Source organism: Dethiosulfovibrio peptidovorans, from assembly GCA_002748665.1.
In the GTDB taxonomy this organism is placed as follows: domain Bacteria; phylum Synergistota; class Synergistia; order Synergistales; family Dethiosulfovibrionaceae; genus Dethiosulfovibrio; species Dethiosulfovibrio peptidovorans_A.
This window is the reverse complement of record PDTB01000032.1, coordinates 21,869-42,459: the sequence shown is the minus strand read 5'-3', so window position 1 is coordinate 42,459 and position 20,591 is coordinate 21,869. Positions and strand designations below refer to the sequence as shown.

Genomic DNA, 20,591 nt, shown 5'->3' with positions numbered 1-20,591 from the left:
GCAGCGACGATACGGCACTTGCTTCGGAGCAGGTGGCGCAAGAGGCTCAGAACCTCTCGTCCGGTGCCGAACGGCTCAACGCGATTGTTGGGCAGTTCCGGGTAGAAGAACAAACCTCGTTCGTGACGCCGGTGGTGTCGTAGCAGTGGCGGCGTTTTTTGTTTGCACCTACGACGGCCGATCCAGTATACTGGGTCGGCCGTTTGTGTTCTATGCAGGTACAGGTAAAAAGGATGTGATGGGCATGATTCGAGTTATCTTGTTTGATTTTGATATGACATTAGTAGATAGTAGTCAGGGAATCACCAACTGCATGAACGGGGTTGCCGAACGAATGGGGCTTCCTGCGGTCTCAAGAGAACAGGTCATGGGCATCGTGGGTATCCCCCTTTCAAAGGGGATGCATGCCTTGTGGGGCGACTACGATGAGCATTGGCTTAACGAGTATAGAAAAATCTTTCGGGAAATCGAATATGCTGGCATCGTCCCCTTTCCCAAGACACTCCCGACGATGGATCGGCTTCGATCTTTAGGAGTTTGCCTCGGTATTGCGACCAATCGGAAGGAAGCTGAGCCAGTCGTTCGTGCTGTGGGCCTTTTTGATCGCTTCGATTTCGTTACGGGATTGGGCGAGATATACCGCCCCAAGCCCGAGGCGGATATGGTACTGGGTGCGATGAATGCTCTTGGAGCGTCAGCTGACTCGACGTTGTACGTGGGAGATACCGATGTCGATATACAGACGGCCATGGCCGCTGGTGTCCGAGGCATTGGGGTAACGACAGGGCGTTTCGACGACAAAGCATTATCAGCTGTCGGTGCGTGGGAGGTCTTGGATGGCCTTGAGGAATTGGTGCCTATCGTGGAGAGGGAGGGGTTGTCGTGAAAGGACGATATATCTTGGAGGATGCAGAAAACTCGTATCTCCGGTCTCATGGCCAAGATCTCGTTCAGTGGTATCCTTGGGGTGATGAGGCTCGAGCTGTTGCACGGGAGCAGAATAAGCCTCTTTTTCTTCATCTGGGATATTCAGCCTGTCACTGGTGCACGGTCATGACAACTCAGGTTTTCTCAGATGCAGAGGTGGCGGCTCTGCTGAACGATGATTTTATACCAGTACTTGTAGATCGAGAGGAATACCCTGTACTCGATGCGGCGGCGATGGATGTCGCACAGGTGATGAATGGCTCGGGGGGATGGCCTCTCAATCTTTTTCTCACCCCGGAGCTGGAGCCTTTTTTCGTGGCCTCCTTCATGCCTCTCAGGGGTGCTCCCGAACGTCCTGGAATGTTAGACTGCCTTCCCAGGATCAAATGGCTTTGGCAGGTCGAGAACGAGTCTCTTCGTCGAGCTTCTGGGGAAATTCTTCAATCCCTTTGTGAGGGGCCCCGGAGGGGGGGAGGGGTTCCGACCGACAACACCATCCGAGAGGCGTCTTTGGGTTTGCAGGCTATTTTTGATGCTCGGTGGGGCGGCTTCGGCGAAGGTCCCAAGTTCCCTACGGTTCAACGGCTCCTGTTTTTGTCTGAGATAGGACGGGCCATCCACTGTGATCGTTGCAACGAGATCTGTCAGGCCACGTTGGACGCAATGGCGATGGGAGCCATTCGAGACCATCTGGGAGGGGGCTTCCATCGATACTCTGTTGATCGGGCCTGGCGGCATCCTCATTTCGAAAAAATGCTCAGCGATCAGGCTATGATGGCAGTCGCTTATGCTGAGGGGTTTGATAAATATCAAAAGATTTCGTACCGTCGGGTGGTTGACGAGATCTTAGCGTATGTACTCCTGAATCTGTATTCTTCGGAGAAAGGCTTCTTTGCCTCTCATGCCTCGGTTCCCGATTTTTATCTTTGGTCTGCCAGGGAGATTTATGATGTATTGGGCACTGAAGCGCCCTTGTTTTGTCGGTGCTACGGTGTGACCGAGGCAGGGAATTACGTCGATGAACAGGGAATATCATCCGGCACCAACGCTCTTTTCTTGGTTGACTCCCTGGACGTTCTGGCCGAGAAAGAAAGATTTTCGAGCCCTGAAAACCTGGAGGTTCTTCTCAACAAGAGCCGTCAAGTCCTGAAGTCTTTTCGAAGCGATAGGACGGCGCCCCAGAGGGACGAAAAGGTCCTCACCGACTGGAACGGCCTTATGATTGCTGCTTTGGCTCGATGCGGAAGGCTCATGAACAGGCCAATATACACGGATATGGCTGTCCGGGAGTGTCACCGGTTTCGGGACTCCGAACTGGAGCATGCGAGCGGAATTCCGGCTAATTTGGATGACTATGCGAACATTATTTGGGGGATGTTGGAGACCTCCCGATCCACGGGGGGGCAGCGGTGGCTTACCGTAGCCCAAGAGTATCTCGAACGCTGTGATGCTTTATTCGACGATGGTGACGGTGGCTATTGCCTCTCTCAAACCGACGATGAGGGGTTGCTGTTTGCTCGTTCAAAAGCATGGGACGAAGACTTGCTGTCGGGGAACTCCGTTATGGCGGGAAACCTGGTGACTCTCTGGTTTATGACAGATGATCGGCGCTACTACAAAAAAGCTCGTCAAATAATCGAGCGCTTCAGTGGTGCCATTGCCGAGACTCCCATCGGCTACCCTGGTCTTCTCTTGGCCTTGCTTCGAACCATAGCCTAGCCCGAACTTTCAGGGGGTCTTCTGACGGGAGCGACGCACCGTGAACACGTAAAGGCCGATCACGAACATGCAGATGATCACCAGGCCTATGGAGATTTTGTGCATCCATTGGTGAATCTCGTTCCCGTGGTTGCCAATCCAGTAACCCAGCAGGGCCAGAATGGTCACCCAGATACCGGCCCCCAGGGATGTCCAGATGGAGAAGGGGATCAGGGGCATTCGGGCGATACCCGCTGGCAGGGAGATATACTGACGGATGCCCGGCAGAAGTCGTCCGACAAAAGTGCTGACATGCCCGTGGCGGGTGAAGAATCGCTCCGCTTTTTCCAGTGTTTTCGTAGAGACCAGAAACAGTCGGCCATATCGTTCAAAGAATTGTCGTCCCGCTGTCATGGAGATCCAGTAGTTGAACAGAGCCCCCAGGAGGCTCCCGATGATGCCCAGCAGTATCACCAAGGTCAGATTCATCTCTCCCTGGGCTGCCAGATACCCCGCCGGCGGTATAATGACCTCGCTGGGAAACGGGAAAAACGACGACTCAAGAGCCATAAGAAGCATGACACCGAGGTACCCCATTGAGCCCACAGTCCTCACGATCCAGTCAGTGATGGTGGGCAGGTATGTAAGACCGACGATGACGGTGGTTAGTCCGAGGATCAGAATTATGAGTACTTGCAATGTATGACGGTTCATTATGGAGTATCCTCCTTTTTCCTGTTTGTGCAGACTTGATCGTTTTTGTTGTGTTTTGAATTTAAAATATTGTTGAAAAAGAGCCGAGATACGAGCATGATGAGACTATAGCATAACGGGGAGTCTTTTGTCTTCATGTGCGGAGTGTGTGTTGTTTTGTGGTACACTATAATCGATTTTTGTGACCTGTGCGAATGGGGGTTGTGGCTATGCGGTTGAACGACAAGGTCCTCACTGAGGTCGGCACCAATGAATGGCAGGTAGTGGTCTTTTACTTGGGACATCAGGCTTTTGCTATCAACGTGGATAAAACCCGGGAGATTCTCCGCTGGACAGGCTGTCGGGAAGTACCAGACGCTAATCCATCCATGGTGGGGATCACGACGGTTCGAGGCGAGGTTCTTCCGTTGGTCGACTTGGGGAAATACCTCAAGATCGAGGCAAGCGTTTCGCGAGAGGACAGCAAGATCATCATTGCCGAGTTCAACGAGATAAAACTTGGTTTTGTGGTGGATGCCGTCGAGAGAATCTATCGAATCAACTCGGACGAGTTAGATGCCTCTTTGACCGGGACGTTTCTGGGTGAAAACTCCCTGTACGTTATCAAGCGGGACGAGCGGAACATCATTCTTCTCGACTACGAGCGTATCGTTCAGACGGTGAACCCGTCCCTCATGTCGCAGTATCGGTTGAGCGAGACTCAGGCTGAGATTCTGACACAAGGGCTGGGCAACTTGGATCAGTATCGTCTTCTGGTCGCTGAGGACTCACCCCTGATACGACGTCAGGTCATGGATGTCTTGGCTCAGGGAGGCTTCCATAACGTGGAAAGTGTTGGGCATGGTAAGGCCGCTTGGGATCGGATCAGTGAGGAGGAACCGGGGCACTTTGACCTGCTCATATCCGACATTGAGATGCCTAAGATGGATGGTTTTGCCCTGACTCGCTTGGTCAAGGAGGATGAACAACACCGGGCCATGCCAGTCGTTATCTTCTCGTCAATCATGTCGGAGGATATACGACGTAAGGCGGCGAGTATCGGTGCCGACTCTCAAATTACAAAGCCCGAGATCGGTGACCTTGTGGAGAGAGTTTGTTCGCTGCTCCGAGGTCGACAAGGGGTGCTGGTGACGGATTGACAACTCTCGATATGATCTTTTTCGAGGGCGGTCACCTGAGGTGGCCGCCTCTTTTCTGTACGAGGGGAGAATGGGAATGAATCGCCTGCCCTACTGGGAAAATGACCTGGACTTCGAGGTGTCTGATCTGTTTCCCTACGATATGGATTGGTGCCCTGTCTCGGCAAACCAAATACAGGGAGAACAGATGGTTCGCCTTGCCTGTGGGGCTTTGGCACTGGGAAGCGAGTTCCTCTATGTGTGTGGTTTGGGGGCTGGTATCGCCGGAACCATGATGTGGGACGGAAACCCTGAAGGTATTTCAGGGTTTTCTCTGGGGTTTTCCCTCATGTTTGGCTACTCTCCGGCTATGGAAGATGTCGTCTCGACTGTCCTTGAGGATGGAAACGAAGGGGGCGAAAGCGCTTTGACTGCAGGTGTAACCGAGTGCCTTTTTCGAAGCTCATCTATGCCCCGGGGAGTGCGAAAAATTATCATGATGACCACCCCCCTTCCATTGAAGGACGAGACGGCCTTTTTAGATGGATTGATATCGGGGATGATCTCTCACGGGGCATGCGACGGATCTATTCCATATTATGCTGAGCGGTTCGGCTTTCGTCGCTCGGCAGTCTCCTACGAGACCGACGATGTCATGGATCTTCGTATTTCGACGGTGCTTCACTCCTTCGAGATGCCTGAGACCAGGCAGGTCGTGGGTCCTCCTCCAGACGTCGCTATGCCGCCGATGCTTGATGTTCGATTTGCCTTGGGGTAATGATTTTAGAGTGCGGATGAGTGGGACATATCTCCCCTTTTTTGAAAATGTTTTTCCTCGAATTCAGATTTTTTCGTCGATCTTGGGTTGGGCTGAGTCGTTGAGATCGGCGTTTTTTATTGGTAAGATGATAGTGGCACGTTCGATTATTCGCACGTATGGGTTCTTTATTCAGGGGGAGTAGTGTTTTCGATATGCCAGAAGCAAAAAACGTGACCACAGGAGAGATGAGCTTTTCCAGAGACGATCTCAAGCTGTATATGGATCGAATTCGTGAGCTTATCCTTCAGGGGCGTAAAAGTGGATTTGTTACTCAAAAAGACATAGAAAAATATATTCCCGTCGAGTTCTGGAACACCGAGGTTCTGGAGAACGTTTTCGAAAATCTCATGGAAATGGGAGTTGAGGTCGTCGATGCCGGAGCCCCCCGTCTCAAGGCCGGCGAATCTGGAAGCTCCGACGGGGATGCTGTCTATGTAGACGAATTGGGAAAACTAGACGATATCCCGTTGACCGATCCGGTTCGTATGTATCTTCGGGAGATCGGTAAAGTTCCCCTGCTGGATGCATCCGAGGAAGTTGCCTTGGCCAAGCGGGTTGAGGACGGAGACCAGGATGCCAAGCAGAAAATAATTGATGCCAACCTCAGATTGGTGGTCAGTATAGCCAAAAAATACATCGGACGGGGCATGCTTTTCCTGGACCTGATTCAGGAAGGAAACCTCGGTCTTATTAGAGCTGTGGAGAAATTCGATTACAGAAAAGGATTTAAGTTCAGCACATATGCCACGTGGTGGATTCGCCAGGCCATCACTCGAGCTATCGCCGATCAGGCACGGACTATTCGCATTCCTGTTCATATGGTGGAGACCATCAACAAGATGGTCCGAGTTTCTCGGCAACTCGTTCAGCGGCTCGGTCGGGAGCCTACGGACGAGGAAATCTCTGAGGCCATGGAGATTGAGGCAACCAAGGTCGAGGATATCCGGCGAATAGCGCAGCTTCCGGTCTCCCTGGAGACCCCTATCGGTGAAGAAGAGGACAGCCAACTTGGCGATTTCATTGAGGATCGTGATCTGCCTTCTCCTGAGGAAGCTGCGGCGTGTAACCTCCTGCACGAACAAATTGATGGGCTGTTGAATGCGCTCTCTGACAGAGAGCGAGAGGTTCTTCGATATCGCTTCGGCCTGGAGGACGGTCGCGCTTACACCTTGGAGGAAGTCGGGCGCCGATTTGGGGTCACGAGGGAACGAATTCGTCAGATTGAAGCCAAGGCCCTGAGAAAACTCCGACACCCGAGTCGAAGTAAGACCCTTCGAGACTTTTTGGAATAGGAAGACATATAAAAAAAGACGAGCCGATTCTTCCGGACTCGCTTTTTTTATGACAATAATAACCGTTATTGGGTTTGGAACTCTCTTCTTCGGTTTCGGAAATAGAGGGCTGTGTCGATGCTGACCATGGTCGAGTTGAGGAAATACAACCCGAACACTGGCCAATGCATGTGGGGTTCCAAGAGGCATTTGAGGATGCCGGCGGCGTATCCTACGAGAATAATAAGAAGGAACGGCAGACTTTTGCCTTTGGTGCTTTTGGAGGTGAGGCTCTTCCATATAGACGCTGGCCATGCCATTCCGAAACAGATCAACATAATACCCTCAAAAAACTTTGCCCACACCACGGATATCATCCCTTTCAGAATAGAATCAGGATTGTTCTGTTAAAAATATTTTCTTAAAACCTTTATTTTGTTGAGCTCTGGGAGTATACAGTATAAAAACGCGTTGCACAATGGGGGCGAGCGTCCTTTCTTAACGAGTTGAGTCTCGGAAAATGTCCATCGGGTATTCTGGCTTGGGATCTCGAGCCATGAGGTCCTGCATAGCTGAGGCTGGGGCAACTCCCTCGTAAAGCACCCGATGGACCGCCCGTGATATGGGAAGATCCACATCAAGCCTTTTGCCCAGTGCCGTGGCGGCCTGAACGGTGAAAGCTCCCTCGGCGACCTGACCAAGGGTTTCCATAGCTTTTGCTAGGGGCAGGCCTTCCTCCAAAGCCATTCCCAGGCGAAAGTTCCTGGAATGGCGACTGTAGGCCGTGACCATCAGGTCGCCTATCCCGGCTAGCCCCGCCAACGTAATGGGGTAGGCCCCCATGGCGACTCCGAGGCGAGTTATCTCTGCCAGTCCCCGAGTGACAAGGGCGGCTGTGGCGTTGTCCCCGGCCTGCATTCTGTGAGCCATGCCCGATGCTATGGCGATGACGTTCTTCAGGGCTCCTCCAGTTTCGACGCCACAGACATCGGTGCTGGTGTATACTCGAAAGGTCGATCCGTTGAGTACTGTCTGCCATAGCGTAGCCTCCGATGGGCTGGACGATGCGACAGCCGCAGCCGCAGGAAGCCCTTGAGCGACCTCTTTTGCCAAAGTAGGGCCTGATAGAATGGAGTATCGCATCCAGGGGGCCTCGTGCTCGACGATTTGGCTGATTCTGAGAAGAGACTCAATCTCGATTCCCTTGGCCACGTTGCAGACCGAGACCTTAGTTTTTGAGACATTTTGGGCACTCAGTTGCTTGAGTATAGAGCGGACGGCCTGAGTCGGGATGGCAAGGATCCAGCATTCCGAGTGTGACATGGCACTCTGGAGATTGTCCGTGGTTTGAACGTCTGATGGTATTGGAATGCCCGGAAGGTATCGGGCGTTTTCGCCGAGTGAGGTAACCCGTTCGGCCTGTTTTTTTGATCGACACCAGAGGGTCACCTTTCGGCCTCCTCGTGCGAGGAGCATCGCCAGGGCGGTGCCCCAGCTGCCGGCTCCAAATACGGTGATCGTGTTCATACGTCACGTTCGGCGAAACAAGCGGGCCGTTTCGCCGCTCCTCCTTTCGGTATGGGGTTCTTCCAGTTTTTCGTCTCGAACACCATGGTACTACAACATGGCGACAAGGGGGCGATGATCTGTGATATCCATCAATGTGGATGATGGAGCTTGTCTTCCAGTGGTGCCCGATGCATCTTCTTTTAGGTGGACATTCGCTATCAGGAAGACTGTACTCGCCAGATCATCCTCTTTGTCATGGACGATCGCGGTCGGGTGAAACATCGGCTCTGGCTGAACGGGAAATCAGTCTCGGTCTTGCTATCCTTGCTTAGGAGGATTTTATCCTCTTCCTGATGAACGAATCCCGAATAGAAATTCAATAGGGAGGAAGCAATGACGAAAAAAGGAGTTCTTATGGTCTCTTTCGGGACCACTGTAGCATCGGGACGATTGGCGATCGACACCTTGTTTAAGGTGATAGAGGCCGAGTGTCCCGACAGGGAGATTCGGATCGCCTACACGTCCAATATAATCCGCAGAAAGTTGAACAAGAGTGAGGGGGGTACTATTGATAGCCCTCAGATCGCACTGGCGAAGATGAGAGATCAGGGATTTTCCCACGTGACGGTGGTCTCAACGCATATCATACCTGGGAAGGAATACGGTGACCTTCAAGAGCTGATTCGAGGAACCGATGCTGTCACGGGAAAATACGGTTTTTCACGTCTTGTTTTGCTTGAACCTTTCCTGTACAGACAGGATGACTTTGAGCGCTTTGTCAGGGGACTTCAAGAGTCCTACGGAGAGAGTGGTGATGCTCATAGAGCTGTCGTCCTTATGGGACACGGCTCGTATCACTTTGCCAACGCTGCCTATAGCCAGCTTCAGATCATGTTGGATCGGGAAGACGATCGGTTCGTGATTGGAACAGTGGAGGGGATGCCGACATTGGACGATGTTCGCCGTCGTCTGAGATCTATGAAAGTCACTCGGGTTACTTTGGCGCCGTGTATGGTGGTGGCCGGTGACCATGCTATGAACGATATGGCAGGATTTGACGATGACTCATGGGCAACCATCCTCCGAAGGGACGGGTATGACGTAAATCCCGTACTTACAGGATTAGGCGAGTTACCCTGGATGGGGGAAATGCTCGCTCAAAAATTCAGGTTTGTAGACGACGAAGTATAGCCGATAATTTTGTGATCTGATTCAACCTCTGAGCAAAGATGCCATCGTATCTTTCTCGGAAGAAAAAATAATGGAAACGCATCAAAAAACTGAAATTGGTGCCCCCGCAGAGCTGATGGACTCCTTGGGGGCACCAATTTATCATGTGTGACAGGGAGCTCTTCTTTAAGAGCGAATTTATTTTCTTGTCAAAGTGATCTTCATATTTCCATTTTTCAGAGAGCCTTGAGAGACATCTTCACTACTCTCCCCCGATCCGGTTCCGGTGATATCCATGGTGTTTCCTGAGAGGATAACCTCGATCTGACCAGAGCCGCTCGTACCATCTTTATTAGACTCCGCCTCATAGGAGAGGCCTTTAGAGGTGAAGATTAAAGGGCGGGTAAAATCATCCTTCAATGGTTCATTCATTTCCTGAAGGTTAAGCGTCATGGGGTTTTTCCCTGGGATGTTTATAGTCACGCTCCCTTTCTTGCCTACCTCTATGGCAGAGACTGAGATGTCACCGCTTGCTTGCTCTGCGCCGATCATATAAAATTCCACATCTTTCATGGTTACGGTGCCAGCCATTGTACCCTGATTGTTGAGTTCTCCGTTCCCGTTCAAGGTGAAGGTCATAGCATCACCTGCTCGAGTCCCTTTTTTGATGACGAGAGAATTAACTGTAATAGAGGTGGTCGATGTTCCCTCGCCTTCACCTTGGTCTACGAGAGCAGAGGCGCTTCCTGTACCACTCCATGTTCCCTCCCAAGCCTCCATAGCTGTTTTGGGTTTAGAGGCGGGGTCGGGACCAGGAGCAGGGCCAGGTCCATTTGGATTGCCATCGCTACCGCCTCCACAACCTCCCAAGAGAAGAGCAGAAAAAGATATAAGTAACAAAGTCAAGATAATGGATTTTGTGTGGCGTTTTTTTTCGTTTCTGCACATGTAAAATCACCATCCTTTTTAAAAAATGCTTCGATTTGCTCCTCTTTGAGTTAGCTTGTACTTTCTCTTCCAGAACCTCCTTTTACCACCAGACAGATAATACCAGTCACCAATAATGTGGATACAAAAGCCAAACTCTAACTGATATATTCTATCTAATCATACTAATCGTAATATTTGTGTTTGTCAAGCCAGAAAAAGTCACTCCTGGCCCCTCTTGCTCAGATGAACTATCACGTGTAGTATCATGGTGAATCTTTTTGAAACCACGCCTCCATGGGTGGTCAGGAGTGGGCTTGTGGGCCCTCACAGGCCCGCTTTTCTTCGTGAGTGGCAATCTCTCTGGGGGTCTTCTCAACCTCCTCCATCTAGATACGTCACCCCTTATACACGACCCACAACAGTCCAGACAGAGCCTCTCGTACCTCTATAGCAGCATGGGCCATAGTGGAGCTTTGAGGTGCTCTGGGGGCAGATGTTCGTCCCCTCAGAGACTCCGCTGCCTCCTGGTTAGTCATTTTCCCGTTGACCAGCAGCTCCATGATCTTGATCCGCTTGATTTCCTTGTATGACTCTGTCACTCGTTCCTGTCTCATACCCAATAGTAGCCAGGAAACTTCTGCCGGAGGGGTGACTTTTTCTCTGATCAGTTATGGGGTGACAGTATCATTGAGCAATGACAGCAACCAGCGATGCGAATGAAAAAGTTGACGTCTAACTAGCATTTTCTATACAATTATAATGTTTGAACTTCTCAAATAGGAGTGGCTGCTCGTAAGGTATCTCTGAATTATTCTTCATAAACTAGGTCCCCTGTAGCTGTCAGTATGCTGTATGTTGAAGGGAGATGTTTGCGTTGAGATTCAAATACGGTGTTCTACTCCTCTCTTGTTTCGTTTTTTTTTCATATCCGGCTTATGGGGTCTCTCTTCGGATCCTGATGTTAAGTGATCTTCAGGGGGCTATTAAACCTGATAAGGATAACTTAGGGGGATTATCTCGAATTGCTTGGGTCATCAAGAATGTCAAGGAGAAAGCACGAGAGGAGGGAATTCCTGTATTGGCTCTTAATATGGGGGATAACGTGGTTTACGAGGAGGATCCCTCAACTTTTGAGAAATTTCGGGGTATTCCTGAGTTTCAAGGGCTTTCACTCTGTTCTATTGACATTAGTATTCCTGGAAACCATGATTTTTATCTTGGAGCCAAGGGATTGGATGAAGCCCTCTCGTCTGTTAGTTTTGATTCGATATGTGCTAATTTTATTCGGGAGACCTCGTCTTCGTTGTCCCAAAAACTTCTTCCCTACAAGGTCATTCAGCTCGGAGAGATTCGGGTGGGCTTTTTCGGGCTTCTTATCAAAGCCTACGACAGCAAACCTTATGCTGACGAGCGATACTTTGATATTGCTCGACGGATAGTCCGGCTTCTTCGAGAGGAGGAGGGATGTTCTTTGGTGATCGTCATGAGCCATCTGGGATACCTCTGGGATCGGGAGTTGGCGAAAAACGTGGGGGATATCGACGTTATTTGTGGGGGGCATACCCATATCACTTTAAGATACCCTAAGGTTATACGAGGGGTTCCCATACTGCACGCGGGAGCCTATGGACATCACGTGGGAGATCTTCGGATTTTTCTGAACCACCGGGGAGAGATGGAGGACTATGATTGGTCGCTCATAAACATAACCTCCTCGATTCCCTCTGATCCTCAGGTTCGAGAGTTTCTTGATCCCTACTGGAACGAGTATCCTGGTGACAATAGTGCTTCAGAGCCCCCAAAAACAAAGGGCTCAGGGGGATGTTCCGTAGGGGGGGGAGCTTCATGCCTCCTGTGGGGAGGAGCGTTGTTATTTCCTTTCTTAATCCGATAATCTCGGTAAGCTAGGGAGACGTAGATCGTGATTTGGACCGGGAAGACGATCAGTTTGTGATTGGAACAGTGGAGGGGACGCCGACATTGGACGATGTTCGCTGTCGTCTGAGATCTATGAAAGTCACTGAAAGTCACTCGGGTTACTTTGACGCCGTGTATGGTGGTGGCCGGTGACCATGCTTATGAACGACATGGCAGGATTTAACGATGACTCATGGGCAACCATCCTCCGAAGGGACGGGCATGACGTAAATCCCGTACTTAATATTTCCACGGAGAGAATCTCGGAGGTTAAGTTCAAGGGGTGGCTAAGATCCTTCTTCTCAAGACGGGGAAGGCCTGTTTCTTGGAACAAGCAGACCCTTTCGCCAGGAGTCACGCTGTTCAGAGATCTGTTATGGTGTTTATTTTCTTTCAATATGTGTGTAACTATTTCTCAGGTTCTTTCACGCCCAATTCTTACTTGGTTTGCAAACAAACCTGTTATTTCCTGCACGCTTCTCTATATGCCATGTGTTGTGTACAATCCACCGGCCTCAAACTTCCCCTATGCTCTGTCTGTTGATCTATCTGCTATAATAAACCTTACCATATAGATAAGGTTTATAGTCGTACCAAGAGGGTAGTGTATCCTTACTTTTATGGTGTGATTGGTCGAGTCTATACGAAGCTCTTGTTTTTGTAAGGCGATGTCTTTTGGGAGGTCATTTTGATGCGAAGAGTACCAGGGCACGAACTATTGGCGAGGATTGGTAAGAAAACGCTAAGGCCGGGCGGAAAAGTTGCGACTGAGTGGCTCATTGAAAGGGCTGGCATCAGTAAAAACTCAAACGTTCTTGAGGTCGCCTGCAACATGGGGACGACTTTGATTGATGTTGCAAGCAAGTATGGTGCAAATATAGTGGGCGTTGACATGAGTGAGAACGCTTTAAAAACTGCTGCGAGTAATATACGTGACGCAGGCTTTGAGGATGCAATTGAGCTTGTCAAAGCGGACGCTAGAAATCTGCCCTTTGAGGATGAATGCTTCGATGTCGTGATCAACGAGGCGATGCTTACCATGCTCAGCAACGAGGACAAGAAAAAAGCTATAGGGGAATATTTTAGGGTACTCAAAAATGGTGGTGTGTTGTTGACTCATGATGTCAACCTGCCCAACGAAGATCCTGAGCTTATAGGGGCGTTGAGAAAAGTCATCAATATACCAGCAACGCCACTGAGTGAAGATCATTGGGTACAACTGTTTAAAAACGTGGGTTTTGATCACTGTGAGATAAAAACAGGACGTATGGCATTCATGAGTGAGGAAGGGCTTGTGCGGGATGAGGGCTTTGAGGGAATGATGAGAATATACGAAAATGCTTCCAAAGACCCTAACTATGAGCAGTTTTTGGAAATGAAGAAGTTCTTTATGGAGAATGAGGATAAGTTTTGTTATATTGCTTTGGTAAGTCGGAAGTAGTTTTTCTGATGTTATTGGTACGGACTCTGGATCTGTCACGTCAAGCCTAACAACTTTGTCTTGCTTAATGATGCCCTGTATGGGAACCTCACCAGCGGTTTTTTTGAGACTAAGGAACTTAAGGAGCTTTCTTCTGCCTGGTCTGTGTTGGATTTTACTGTCTCAAAAAGTCCTTCGGGAGAGGCTTTTTCCTGGGTTGAGCTCAAACGTATGTGTCAAAGGGGCTGTGTGCTTCCGATATAGTGAGCTTATCGATGTTTGAAGTCTCCCGTGTCGCAAGGATTCGCTTTTTTGCTATAATGGCGTGAGATTGGCACGAAGGAGGCTGTTCCCCCTATGAGTAAACGTACGAGTATCGCTGTGGGAGTGCTGCTTGGTGTTCTGTGGACCGTATGCGCCTGGGCGTCGACGGATTCGGTTCTTTCCCGGTGGAGAAAGTCGGTCACATACGAGAACGAGGATGGAGTCGGATACGTTAAGATTACTGTATCATACTATGCTGCTGAGTACATTCAGGCTCTTGTGCAAAAGGAGGCCAAGGCAAACCTGTGGACCAAGGACGAGGAGGAAAACTATAAATACCAGCTTCTCAAGACCCTTCAGCTGGAGCGGTATATCCCCATTTTCATCGAGATTGAAAATTACGGTCCTGCCATGAGAATGGCTCCCTTTGGCGAGCAATTGACCTTGTGGATCGCCAATAAAAAATATTCTCCGGTCGATTACGATAAGAGGTTTAATTTCAAGCTGACGGGGCATCGGGAGGGATTCGTCTATTTCCCGAGGTATAACGAAAAATCCGGTCAGTCTCTGCTAAAAAAGGCCAAGACCGTTCGATTTTCCATACGACCGGCCGTCAGCCCGATCACCATGGGGCGATCGTCTATCGATTTTTACTGGGATGTGAACCATGACAACCCGGATCAATTCTTCACGGGCAAGGCTGCCGAGCGTCTTGAGCTTGATCGGCTTATTATTCGATTGGGGAACATTAAGGCTCAGCGGGAGGAGCTGCAACAACAGCTGGATGTCTTGGATGCTGAGCTGGCAACTATCAAAGCTCGTATCGACGAGCTTCAGAAGTAATACTGTACCACCACGTTGTCGAAACCAAAGCCCCGGTCTTGATGTCCGGGGTTTTTTTATTTCCCGTGATACAATGAGAGCAGTATTTTCCCGTTGGGAGGTCCTTTTGATGAATCGAATTGCCGTTCTCACCAGCGGAGGGGACGCCCCTGGTATGAATGCCGCTATTCGGGCGGTGGTCCGCTCTGCCGTGTACAGGAAGGTTGAGGTTTATGGCGTGTATCAGGGATACGAGGGGCTCATGGATGGGGCCTTTCAGCGTCTCGAACCGCGAGATGTGGGGGGGATTATCCATCGAGGAGGTACGGTGCTTCGAACAGCTCGGAGCGAGCGGTTTCAGACTGACCAGGGGATGGACTCTGCTGTCGCATCCATAGACAAGGCCGGGATCGAGGGCTTGGTCGTCATCGGTGGTGACGGGTCCTTCAGGGGAGGATGGGAGCTACATAAGCGTGGCGTCCCTGTGGTGGGCATCCCCGGTACTATCGACAACGATGTGGCTGGAACCGACGAGACTATCGGATACGATACGGCGCTCAACACGGCCCTTGAGGCGGTGAAGAAACTGCGGGATACGGCGTCCAGCCATGATCGTCTGTTTATCGTGGAGGTCATGGGGCGGGAAGCCGGTTTTTTAGCCTTGAATGTCGCAGTGGCAAGTGGTGCTGAGTTTGTCGTCGTTCCCGAACGCAAACTGGATGTGGGGTTTTTGTGTGAACGGCTTCACCAGTCTCGCAAGGCGGGGAAACAGCATTCTCTAATTATCGTGGCCGAGGGAGCCATATCAGCTGTCAGGCTGAAGGAGGAGCTGAAGGATACCGGTGGGTACGACGCCCGGGTGACGGTTCTCGGCTATATTCAACGAGGAGGTTCACCTACGTCTTTTGACACTATTTTGGCTTCCCGGATGGGCGCTTTTGCTGTGGAGAATTTACTGGAGGGTGGCCGAGGAATTATGATAGGAAGTCTCTGTCATCGTATGGTAGCCGCACCTCTGAGTCTTTCTTGGGAGGGGCGAAAGCCCCTGAACCCTGAGTTGATCGAATTGATCGACACTCTGAGTATATGAGTGATTTTTTTGCCTCAGCTCTGTCCCTGGTCGCGTCAGATCGTGCAGCTCGAGGCCCATCCCGGCTTGCTTGTCGGGAGCATCTGGCCAGGGCCGTGGAGTTACTTCTCCGTTGCCGAAGAGTGGCGGTGGTGACGGGCTTTTTCATTCCCGCTGTAGGTGCGGCTGAGACCGACGGGCCCGGTGGAGCTGCTGCTTTGGGGCGGGCTCTCTCTCGAAGCGGTGTGGAGGCGTCACTGTGGACTGACTCGTCCTGTTGGGCAGTCGTAGAGGCGGCATCATCGGCTATCGGAGGTGTGGCGGTCCATCAAGCCGAGGAGGGGAGTTCAATTTTAAGGTGGTCTCCCGACGGATTAGTGTTTATCGAGCGTCCTGGGCGGGCTTCGGACGGACGATACTACGATATGCGTTCTCAGGATATCTCGGAGGTGGTCGTGCCTCTGGACGATGTCGTGGAAAGGGATATTGTCTCTGTGGCCGTTGGCGACGGAGGAAACGAGGCAGGGATGGGGGTTTTGTTGGAAGATCTCATGTTTTTGATGCCTGAATATGGCTCGTGTCTCTCCGTGATCTCAGCCGATGTCGCTTTGCCTGTGGATGTCTCTGATTGGGGGGGCTACGCTTTGGCTGCTGCCCTTTCTGTATCCGTCGGATGGTGGTGTGGTGTGGACGGCGAAGAAGTCGCTGCTATGATCAAGGCTCAGGTGACAGCTGGAGCGGTGGATGGTACGACCCTCCAGGGAGAACCGTCGGTGGACGGGATTCCCCTGGAGGACCATATCAGTCTTGTTCAGGAACTTCGATGGAGTGCTGGCTTTTAATCGGTCAGCTTCTTCGAAAGAATTCTGTGACGAAGAACGGTGGACAGAGGAAGTGCTATGGCAGCTCCTATGCCGGTCTGTATGATATCGGTGCCCAGTTCAATGGGGGCAGCTGCCCAGCCGTAGAGCAGTCCTGCCGAGAGAGAGTACCCTCCAGCCATGATGGCTGCTCCTGTGGCCAGAGCTCGAATACGTCCTTTGGGTGCCAAGCTGCCGACGGCATAGCCCTCTAGGCCCTTGATAAGCAGGGTGAGGGGGGCCCAGAGGGGATACCCTAGAATGAGGTCAGCCAAAGCGGCCCCCAGACCTCCGCAGATACAGCCCAGTCGGGGGCCCAGTAGGATGGCGACGGTGTATATGATACCCTCGCCTAAGTTAAAATATAGCCGAAATCCTGGGACAGGAACACTTAATATTGTGGCTCCTGCGACCATGGCGATGCCGAGAGCTCCGAGTGCTATGGACCGTGTTATGTCTTTACGCATGTGGAATTCTCCTTTCTGGGGAAGGTTCTCCCTCTTGCCTTATCCTGGGGGTTTCTGGTACTATCGCTCTTGTCAATCCGATCATGTGTCCAATATACTCTTTGGTATCCCGCTTGGCCCGATCCAGATGGGAATTATTCCTTCTCCTTTCTGGACCAGTTCGACTGAGAATGGTGTGTCATCGTTGAAAAGCGGAAAGTTCTTCGTCCTCTTCATATTCACCTCTATCGCATTTTTTGTCCTGTTTTTCCTGTGGATCGGCTTCCACAAAGGTCCCCTCGGTGCTGCTTGGGTTGACCGGACTGTGGTCTGTATCGATGTAGACGATGCAGGGGTCCCCTACGGTGTGGGTGATCGATTTGGGTATGGTGTACGCCAGCTCTGCGTGTTGGTTAATACCGTCGGTGGAAACGGAGAAGATGAAATTCGGTTTAGGTGGTATTTCCGGGATCAAATAATTTACGACGAAATACAGATTTTGGACAGCGTTGATAAAGATCGCATGTTTTACCTTCTCCAAGAAGATGGGACTCCCTTACCTATAGGGAGCTACTTTGTTCAAGTGGACCTGAACGATCGCTTGGTTCGCCGAATGGCCTTCGATATCGTGGAGGCTCACGGTTCTGTTCTAAATTCACAATGAGAGGATCCAGTCCGAAATGACCCCAGAAGAAAAAAGCGTGGCCCAGACCATCCCTGCAGTCCTTGATTCGTCCAGGATAGAAACAGAGCGAATTCCTCGGAAATCTCCTCCCAACCCTAGGTTTTCTTACGGAAAATTAGCGGCTCTGACAATTCCCGAGCTTCGACAGATTGCTAAAGAGGACGATCTGTCTGGGATCTCTACCCTTCGCAAGGATGATCTGATCTTGGCTATCCTTGAAGGACAAGCCAAGCGTATGAAGACTCGTTTCGGTGGCGGAACTCTCGAGATTCTCAGCGATGGGTACGGTTTTCTCCGTCCTAAGGGGCTTCTTCCCAGTGATCACGATATCTACGTATCCGCATCGCAAATACGCCGTTTTGGCCTCAGAAATGCCGACGTAATCTGGGGAATGGTTCGAAAACCTCGGGAACAGGAGCACTACGAAGCACTGCTACGAGTTGAGGTCGTCAATTTTACCGATCCCGAAGCAGCAAAACATCGCCCCCATTTTGCTCAACTCACTCCAATCTTTCCCAATGAAAAACTCGTCCTTGAGACTGAGAGCAAGAGACTTTCGAGCCGAATCATCGACCTTTTCTCTCCCATAGGGAAGGGGCAGCGTTCCTTAGTGGTGTCGCCTCCTAAGGCGGGAAAGACGACCATTCTGAAGGATCTGGCCAATTCAATAACGGTAAACCATCCCGACAGTATCCTTATGATGCTTCTCATCGATGAACGTCCTGAAGAGGTTACAGATATATCTCGATCGGTGGACGGAGAGATTATCGCCTCGACCTTTGATCGTCCGGCCGAGGAACATATGCGTGTGGCTAATCTGGCTTTGGAAAAGGCCAAGCGCTTGGTGGAGGCCGGCAAGGATGTGGTTCTCCTTCTCGATTCCATCTCCCGACTCGCCCGGGCCTCCAATCTGACGATTCCTCCTTCGGGACGTACTCTCTCTGGTGGGATGGATCCAGCAGCTCTCTACTTCCCAAAGCGTTTTTTCGGAGCTGCTCGAAATATCGAGGAGGGCGGCAGCTTAACTATCATTGGCACAGCCCTGGTAGAGACCGGAAGTCGTATGGACGACGTGATTTACGAGGAATTTAAAGGGACGGGTAACATGGAGATCCACCTGTCTCGGAAGTTGGCGGAACAGCGGACGTTTCCTGCTGTGGATATCGTACGTTCAGGAACTCGTCGAGAGGATTTGCTTCTTCCTGAGGAGGATCTCCAGAGGTTATGGGCTCTCCGTCGAAAGCTCTCTGGGGTTGACGAAGCTGGGGTTCTGAATCTCATTCTAGGTCGTCTTAAAAAGACAGAGACGAATAGAGATTTTCTTCAAGGGATCAAGATGTCCTAACGTTCCCTGATGAACAAAAGTGGGGTTGCCTTTTAAGCGGAAGACGTTTATTGTAAAAAGAACGGCTTTGTGCTGTAAGAGGGAATAGGGAGTGTGGTTCAATGTGAGCAAAGATCCTTCGAGGTCTTCATGGCATATAGGGTTTCTCGCTGTTCTTGGCGTAACTGTTTTCGGTGCATCGTTTTTGACTCTGGCCGCTGGGCATCGTTCAGGAGAGGGCTGGGGGTGTGCCTCGGCAGTTTGCCCTGTCTTTAAAGAGCAGGTGCCTTGTCGGTTTGTAGTTGTAGACATGTCCAGTTCTTTTGCAGCCTTGACAGATCTCCCTGAGGTGTATGATGACTCCGGGGGCATTGGTCCAATTCCTGTGGAACCCGTGTATCAGGAAGGAAACCTGGTTTTGGATCAGGTAATTCCTGAGGAGGATTTGTACCCCTTGTCTGGTCAGGACATGGACAAAGGGAGATCAGAAAAAACCTTGGGCCTGGATCGCTTTAATCCCAATCCCTCGTCCTCTTTTATGCATAAGGACATCGTTCAGGGGCCTGGTAAGGCAGATGTCATGCAAGGAATAACCTTGGATGAGGTGGTCGTTGAATGGGTTGAGCGGTCCGTTCGTGCCGGAGACACTCTCTATAACTTGGCCCAGAGTGCTGGCCTCCGCCAAGAAGATATCGTAAAAGCCAATGCTTTACAAAACCCTGATCGTCTCTCTTTAGGGCAGATTTTGCTTATTCCCCGATCTCCAGCGGACGTGTCTGCGACGTTGAAAGAGGTCCGTCGGCGTCAAGCCAAGATCAAGGCACGTAAGGAGAGGATGGTTCCCCTCCTCGTTAAAAAGTATACGGTGAAAAAAGGTGACAGCCTTTGGGGCATTGCCAATAAGTTCAATGTAACTATCGATACCCTTTTTGGTGCCAACAATCTCAAAGATCCTGATTCCCTGAAGCCTGGAATTACCTTGAAGGTCCCTAATCAGGATGGCCTCTTCTACACGGTGAAAAAGGGAGATACTCTGGGCAAGATCTCCGCCGCATACTCGGTAGGTATCGAAAAGGTTATGGAGATCAATAAGCTCAATAAGAAAAAACGCGTGTCGGTCGGCCAGGTATTGTTTCTTCCAGGTGCGAGTCAGGCGGCCAATAACTACCGTTCTTCCGGTTCCGTCGGTTCGAAGAAGGCGGTCTCGCGACGAAGCCGTTCGTTCAGGTGGCCAGTTAGGGGGCGTATTAACAGCCCCTTTGGATGGCGTCGTCATCCTCTGACACGAAGGCGATCCTTCCATACGGGAATTGATATTAAGGCGTCAAGACATACTAAAATCAGAGCAGCTGGGTCGGGCGTCGTCGTCTATTCTGGATGGATGGGCGGGTATGGTCGAGTGGTAGTTATCCGTCATGATAGTACGCATAGCACCTTATATGCTCACTGTCAAAGGTTGTACGTTCGTAAAGGGAAAAGAGTCTCTACCGGCACTGTCGTAGCATCAGTTGGAACCAGTGGGCGTTCCACCGGTCCTCATCTCCACTTTGAGGTTCGAATTCACAATAAACCCAGAAACCCTCTTAAATATCTTCGATGAGGACGTGTGTCCCCTCTGTTTGGTATA

At 50.8% G+C, this 20,591-nt stretch carries 20 protein-coding genes; 14 read left to right on the top strand and 6 right to left on the bottom strand.

The window, feature by feature from the left end; all coding sequences use genetic code 11:
• The first annotated feature begins 145 nt into the window (after window positions 1–145).
• Entirely contained in the window at window positions 146–886 is a 741-nt protein-coding gene (locus CSA35_09470) for a haloacid dehalogenase (GenBank protein PIE53824.1), read from the top strand.
• Window positions 850–2,646: a hypothetical protein gene (locus CSA35_09465; protein PIE53823.1), complete on the top strand. Its 1,797-nt coding sequence runs from the start codon at window positions 850–852 to the stop codon at window positions 2,644–2,646. Before CSA35_09470 ends, CSA35_09465 begins: the two co-directional genes overlap by 37 nt.
• A 9-nt stretch (window positions 2,647–2,655) precedes the next feature.
• On the opposite strand, the gene CSA35_09460 is transcribed toward CSA35_09465, so the two are convergent.
• Window positions 2,656–3,339 (bottom strand): DedA family protein, encoded by a 684-nt coding sequence (locus CSA35_09460; protein PIE53822.1) that lies wholly within the window; start codon window positions 3,337–3,339, stop codon window positions 2,656–2,658.
• Window positions 3,340–3,548: 209 nt separating this feature from the next.
• On the opposite strand from CSA35_09460, the gene CSA35_09455 reads away from it, so the two are divergent.
• From CSA35_09455 to rpoD, 3 genes are all read left to right on the top strand, one after another.
• Complete coding sequence (locus CSA35_09455; GenBank protein ID PIE53821.1) at window positions 3,549–4,478, top strand: histidine kinase; 930 nt, start codon at window positions 3,549–3,551, stop codon at window positions 4,476–4,478.
• 76 nt (window positions 4,479–4,554) lie between these two features.
• On the top strand, window positions 4,555–5,235 hold the full coding sequence (locus tag CSA35_09450) for a hypothetical protein (protein PIE53820.1): 681 nt from the start codon (window positions 4,555–4,557) through the stop codon (window positions 5,233–5,235).
• Window positions 5,236–5,429: 194 nt separating this feature from the next.
• On the top strand, window positions 5,430–6,569 hold the full coding sequence (rpoD, locus tag CSA35_09445) for an RNA polymerase sigma factor RpoD (protein PIE53819.1): 1,140 nt from the start codon (window positions 5,430–5,432) through the stop codon (window positions 6,567–6,569).
• A 65-nt stretch (window positions 6,570–6,634) separates the two neighbouring features.
• Here rpoD and CSA35_09440 read toward each other — a convergent pair whose 3' ends face one another.
• Window positions 6,635–6,925 carry a hypothetical protein gene (locus CSA35_09440; GenBank protein PIE53818.1) on the bottom strand — a complete coding sequence of 97 codons (291 nt, stop codon included), beginning with the start codon at window positions 6,923–6,925 and terminating at the stop codon, window positions 6,635–6,637.
• Window positions 6,926–7,046: 121 nt separating this feature from the next.
• Window positions 7,047–8,075, bottom strand: coding sequence for a glycerol-3-phosphate dehydrogenase (locus tag CSA35_09435; GenBank protein PIE53817.1), 1,029 nt, complete (start codon window positions 8,073–8,075; stop codon window positions 7,047–7,049).
• A 375-nt stretch (window positions 8,076–8,450) separates the two neighbouring features.
• Here CSA35_09435 and CSA35_09430 point away from each other — a divergent pair, with 375 nt between their 5' ends.
• Window positions 8,451–9,248: a sirohydrochlorin cobaltochelatase gene (locus tag CSA35_09430; protein PIE53816.1), complete on the top strand. Its 798-nt coding sequence runs from the start codon at window positions 8,451–8,453 to the stop codon at window positions 9,246–9,248.
• Between the two features lie 177 nt (window positions 9,249–9,425).
• Here the strand turns inward: CSA35_09430 and CSA35_09425 are convergent, their stop codons facing one another.
• A complete protein-coding gene (locus tag CSA35_09425; GenBank protein PIE53815.1) occupies window positions 9,426–10,175 on the bottom strand; it encodes a hypothetical protein in 750 nt (249 codons plus the stop codon).
• 377 nt (window positions 10,176–10,552) lie between these two features.
• Window positions 10,553–10,756, bottom strand: a complete 204-nt coding sequence (locus CSA35_09420) for a hypothetical protein (protein ID PIE53814.1) — start codon at window positions 10,754–10,756, stop codon at window positions 10,553–10,555.
• Between the two features lie 266 nt (window positions 10,757–11,022).
• On the opposite strand from CSA35_09420, the gene CSA35_09415 reads away from it, so the two are divergent.
• From CSA35_09415 to CSA35_09395, 5 genes are all read left to right on the top strand, one after another.
• Window positions 11,023–12,051 carry a hypothetical protein gene (locus tag CSA35_09415; GenBank protein PIE53813.1) on the top strand — a complete coding sequence of 343 codons (1,029 nt, stop codon included), beginning with the start codon at window positions 11,023–11,025 and terminating at the stop codon, window positions 12,049–12,051.
• Window positions 12,052–12,765: 714 nt separating this feature from the next.
• Window positions 12,766–13,515: an SAM-dependent methyltransferase gene (locus CSA35_09410; protein PIE53812.1), complete on the top strand. Its 750-nt coding sequence runs from the start codon at window positions 12,766–12,768 to the stop codon at window positions 13,513–13,515.
• A 336-nt stretch (window positions 13,516–13,851) separates the two neighbouring features.
• The gene (locus tag CSA35_09405; GenBank protein PIE53811.1) at window positions 13,852–14,601 is read left to right on the top strand and encodes a hypothetical protein; all 750 of its coding nucleotides are present in this window, start codon (window positions 13,852–13,854) and stop codon (window positions 14,599–14,601) included.
• A 109-nt stretch (window positions 14,602–14,710) separates the two neighbouring features.
• Window positions 14,711–15,670 (top strand): 6-phosphofructokinase, encoded by a 960-nt coding sequence (gene pfkA, locus CSA35_09400; protein ID PIE53810.1) that lies wholly within the window; start codon window positions 14,711–14,713, stop codon window positions 15,668–15,670.
• Entirely contained in the window at window positions 15,667–16,491 is an 825-nt protein-coding gene (locus tag CSA35_09395; protein ID PIE53809.1) for a hypothetical protein, read from the top strand. The genes pfkA and CSA35_09395 overlap by 4 nt, the downstream gene beginning before the upstream one ends.
• On the opposite strand, the gene CSA35_09390 is transcribed toward CSA35_09395, so the two are convergent.
• Window positions 16,488–16,976 carry an ECF transporter S component gene (locus tag CSA35_09390; GenBank protein PIE53808.1) on the bottom strand — a complete coding sequence of 163 codons (489 nt, stop codon included), beginning with the start codon at window positions 16,974–16,976 and terminating at the stop codon, window positions 16,488–16,490. The genes CSA35_09395 and CSA35_09390 overlap by 4 nt on opposite strands.
• A gap of 34 nt (window positions 16,977–17,010) precedes the next feature.
• Between CSA35_09390 and CSA35_09385 the strand changes: the two genes are divergently transcribed.
• The 3 genes from CSA35_09385 to CSA35_09375 all read left to right on the top strand — a co-directional run bounded on the left by CSA35_09385 (window position 17,011) and on the right by CSA35_09375 (window position 20,564).
• Window positions 17,011–17,619 carry a hypothetical protein gene (locus CSA35_09385; protein PIE53807.1) on the top strand — a complete coding sequence of 203 codons (609 nt, stop codon included), beginning with the start codon at window positions 17,011–17,013 and terminating at the stop codon, window positions 17,617–17,619.
• Between the two features lie 16 nt (window positions 17,620–17,635).
• On the top strand, window positions 17,636–18,985 hold the full coding sequence (locus CSA35_09380; protein PIE53806.1) for a transcription termination factor Rho: 1,350 nt from the start codon (window positions 17,636–17,638) through the stop codon (window positions 18,983–18,985).
• A gap of 91 nt (window positions 18,986–19,076) precedes the next feature.
• Window positions 19,077–20,564: a peptidase M23 gene (locus CSA35_09375; GenBank protein PIE53805.1), complete on the top strand. Its 1,488-nt coding sequence runs from the start codon at window positions 19,077–19,079 to the stop codon at window positions 20,562–20,564.
• Window positions 20,565–20,591: the final 27 nt, after the last annotated feature.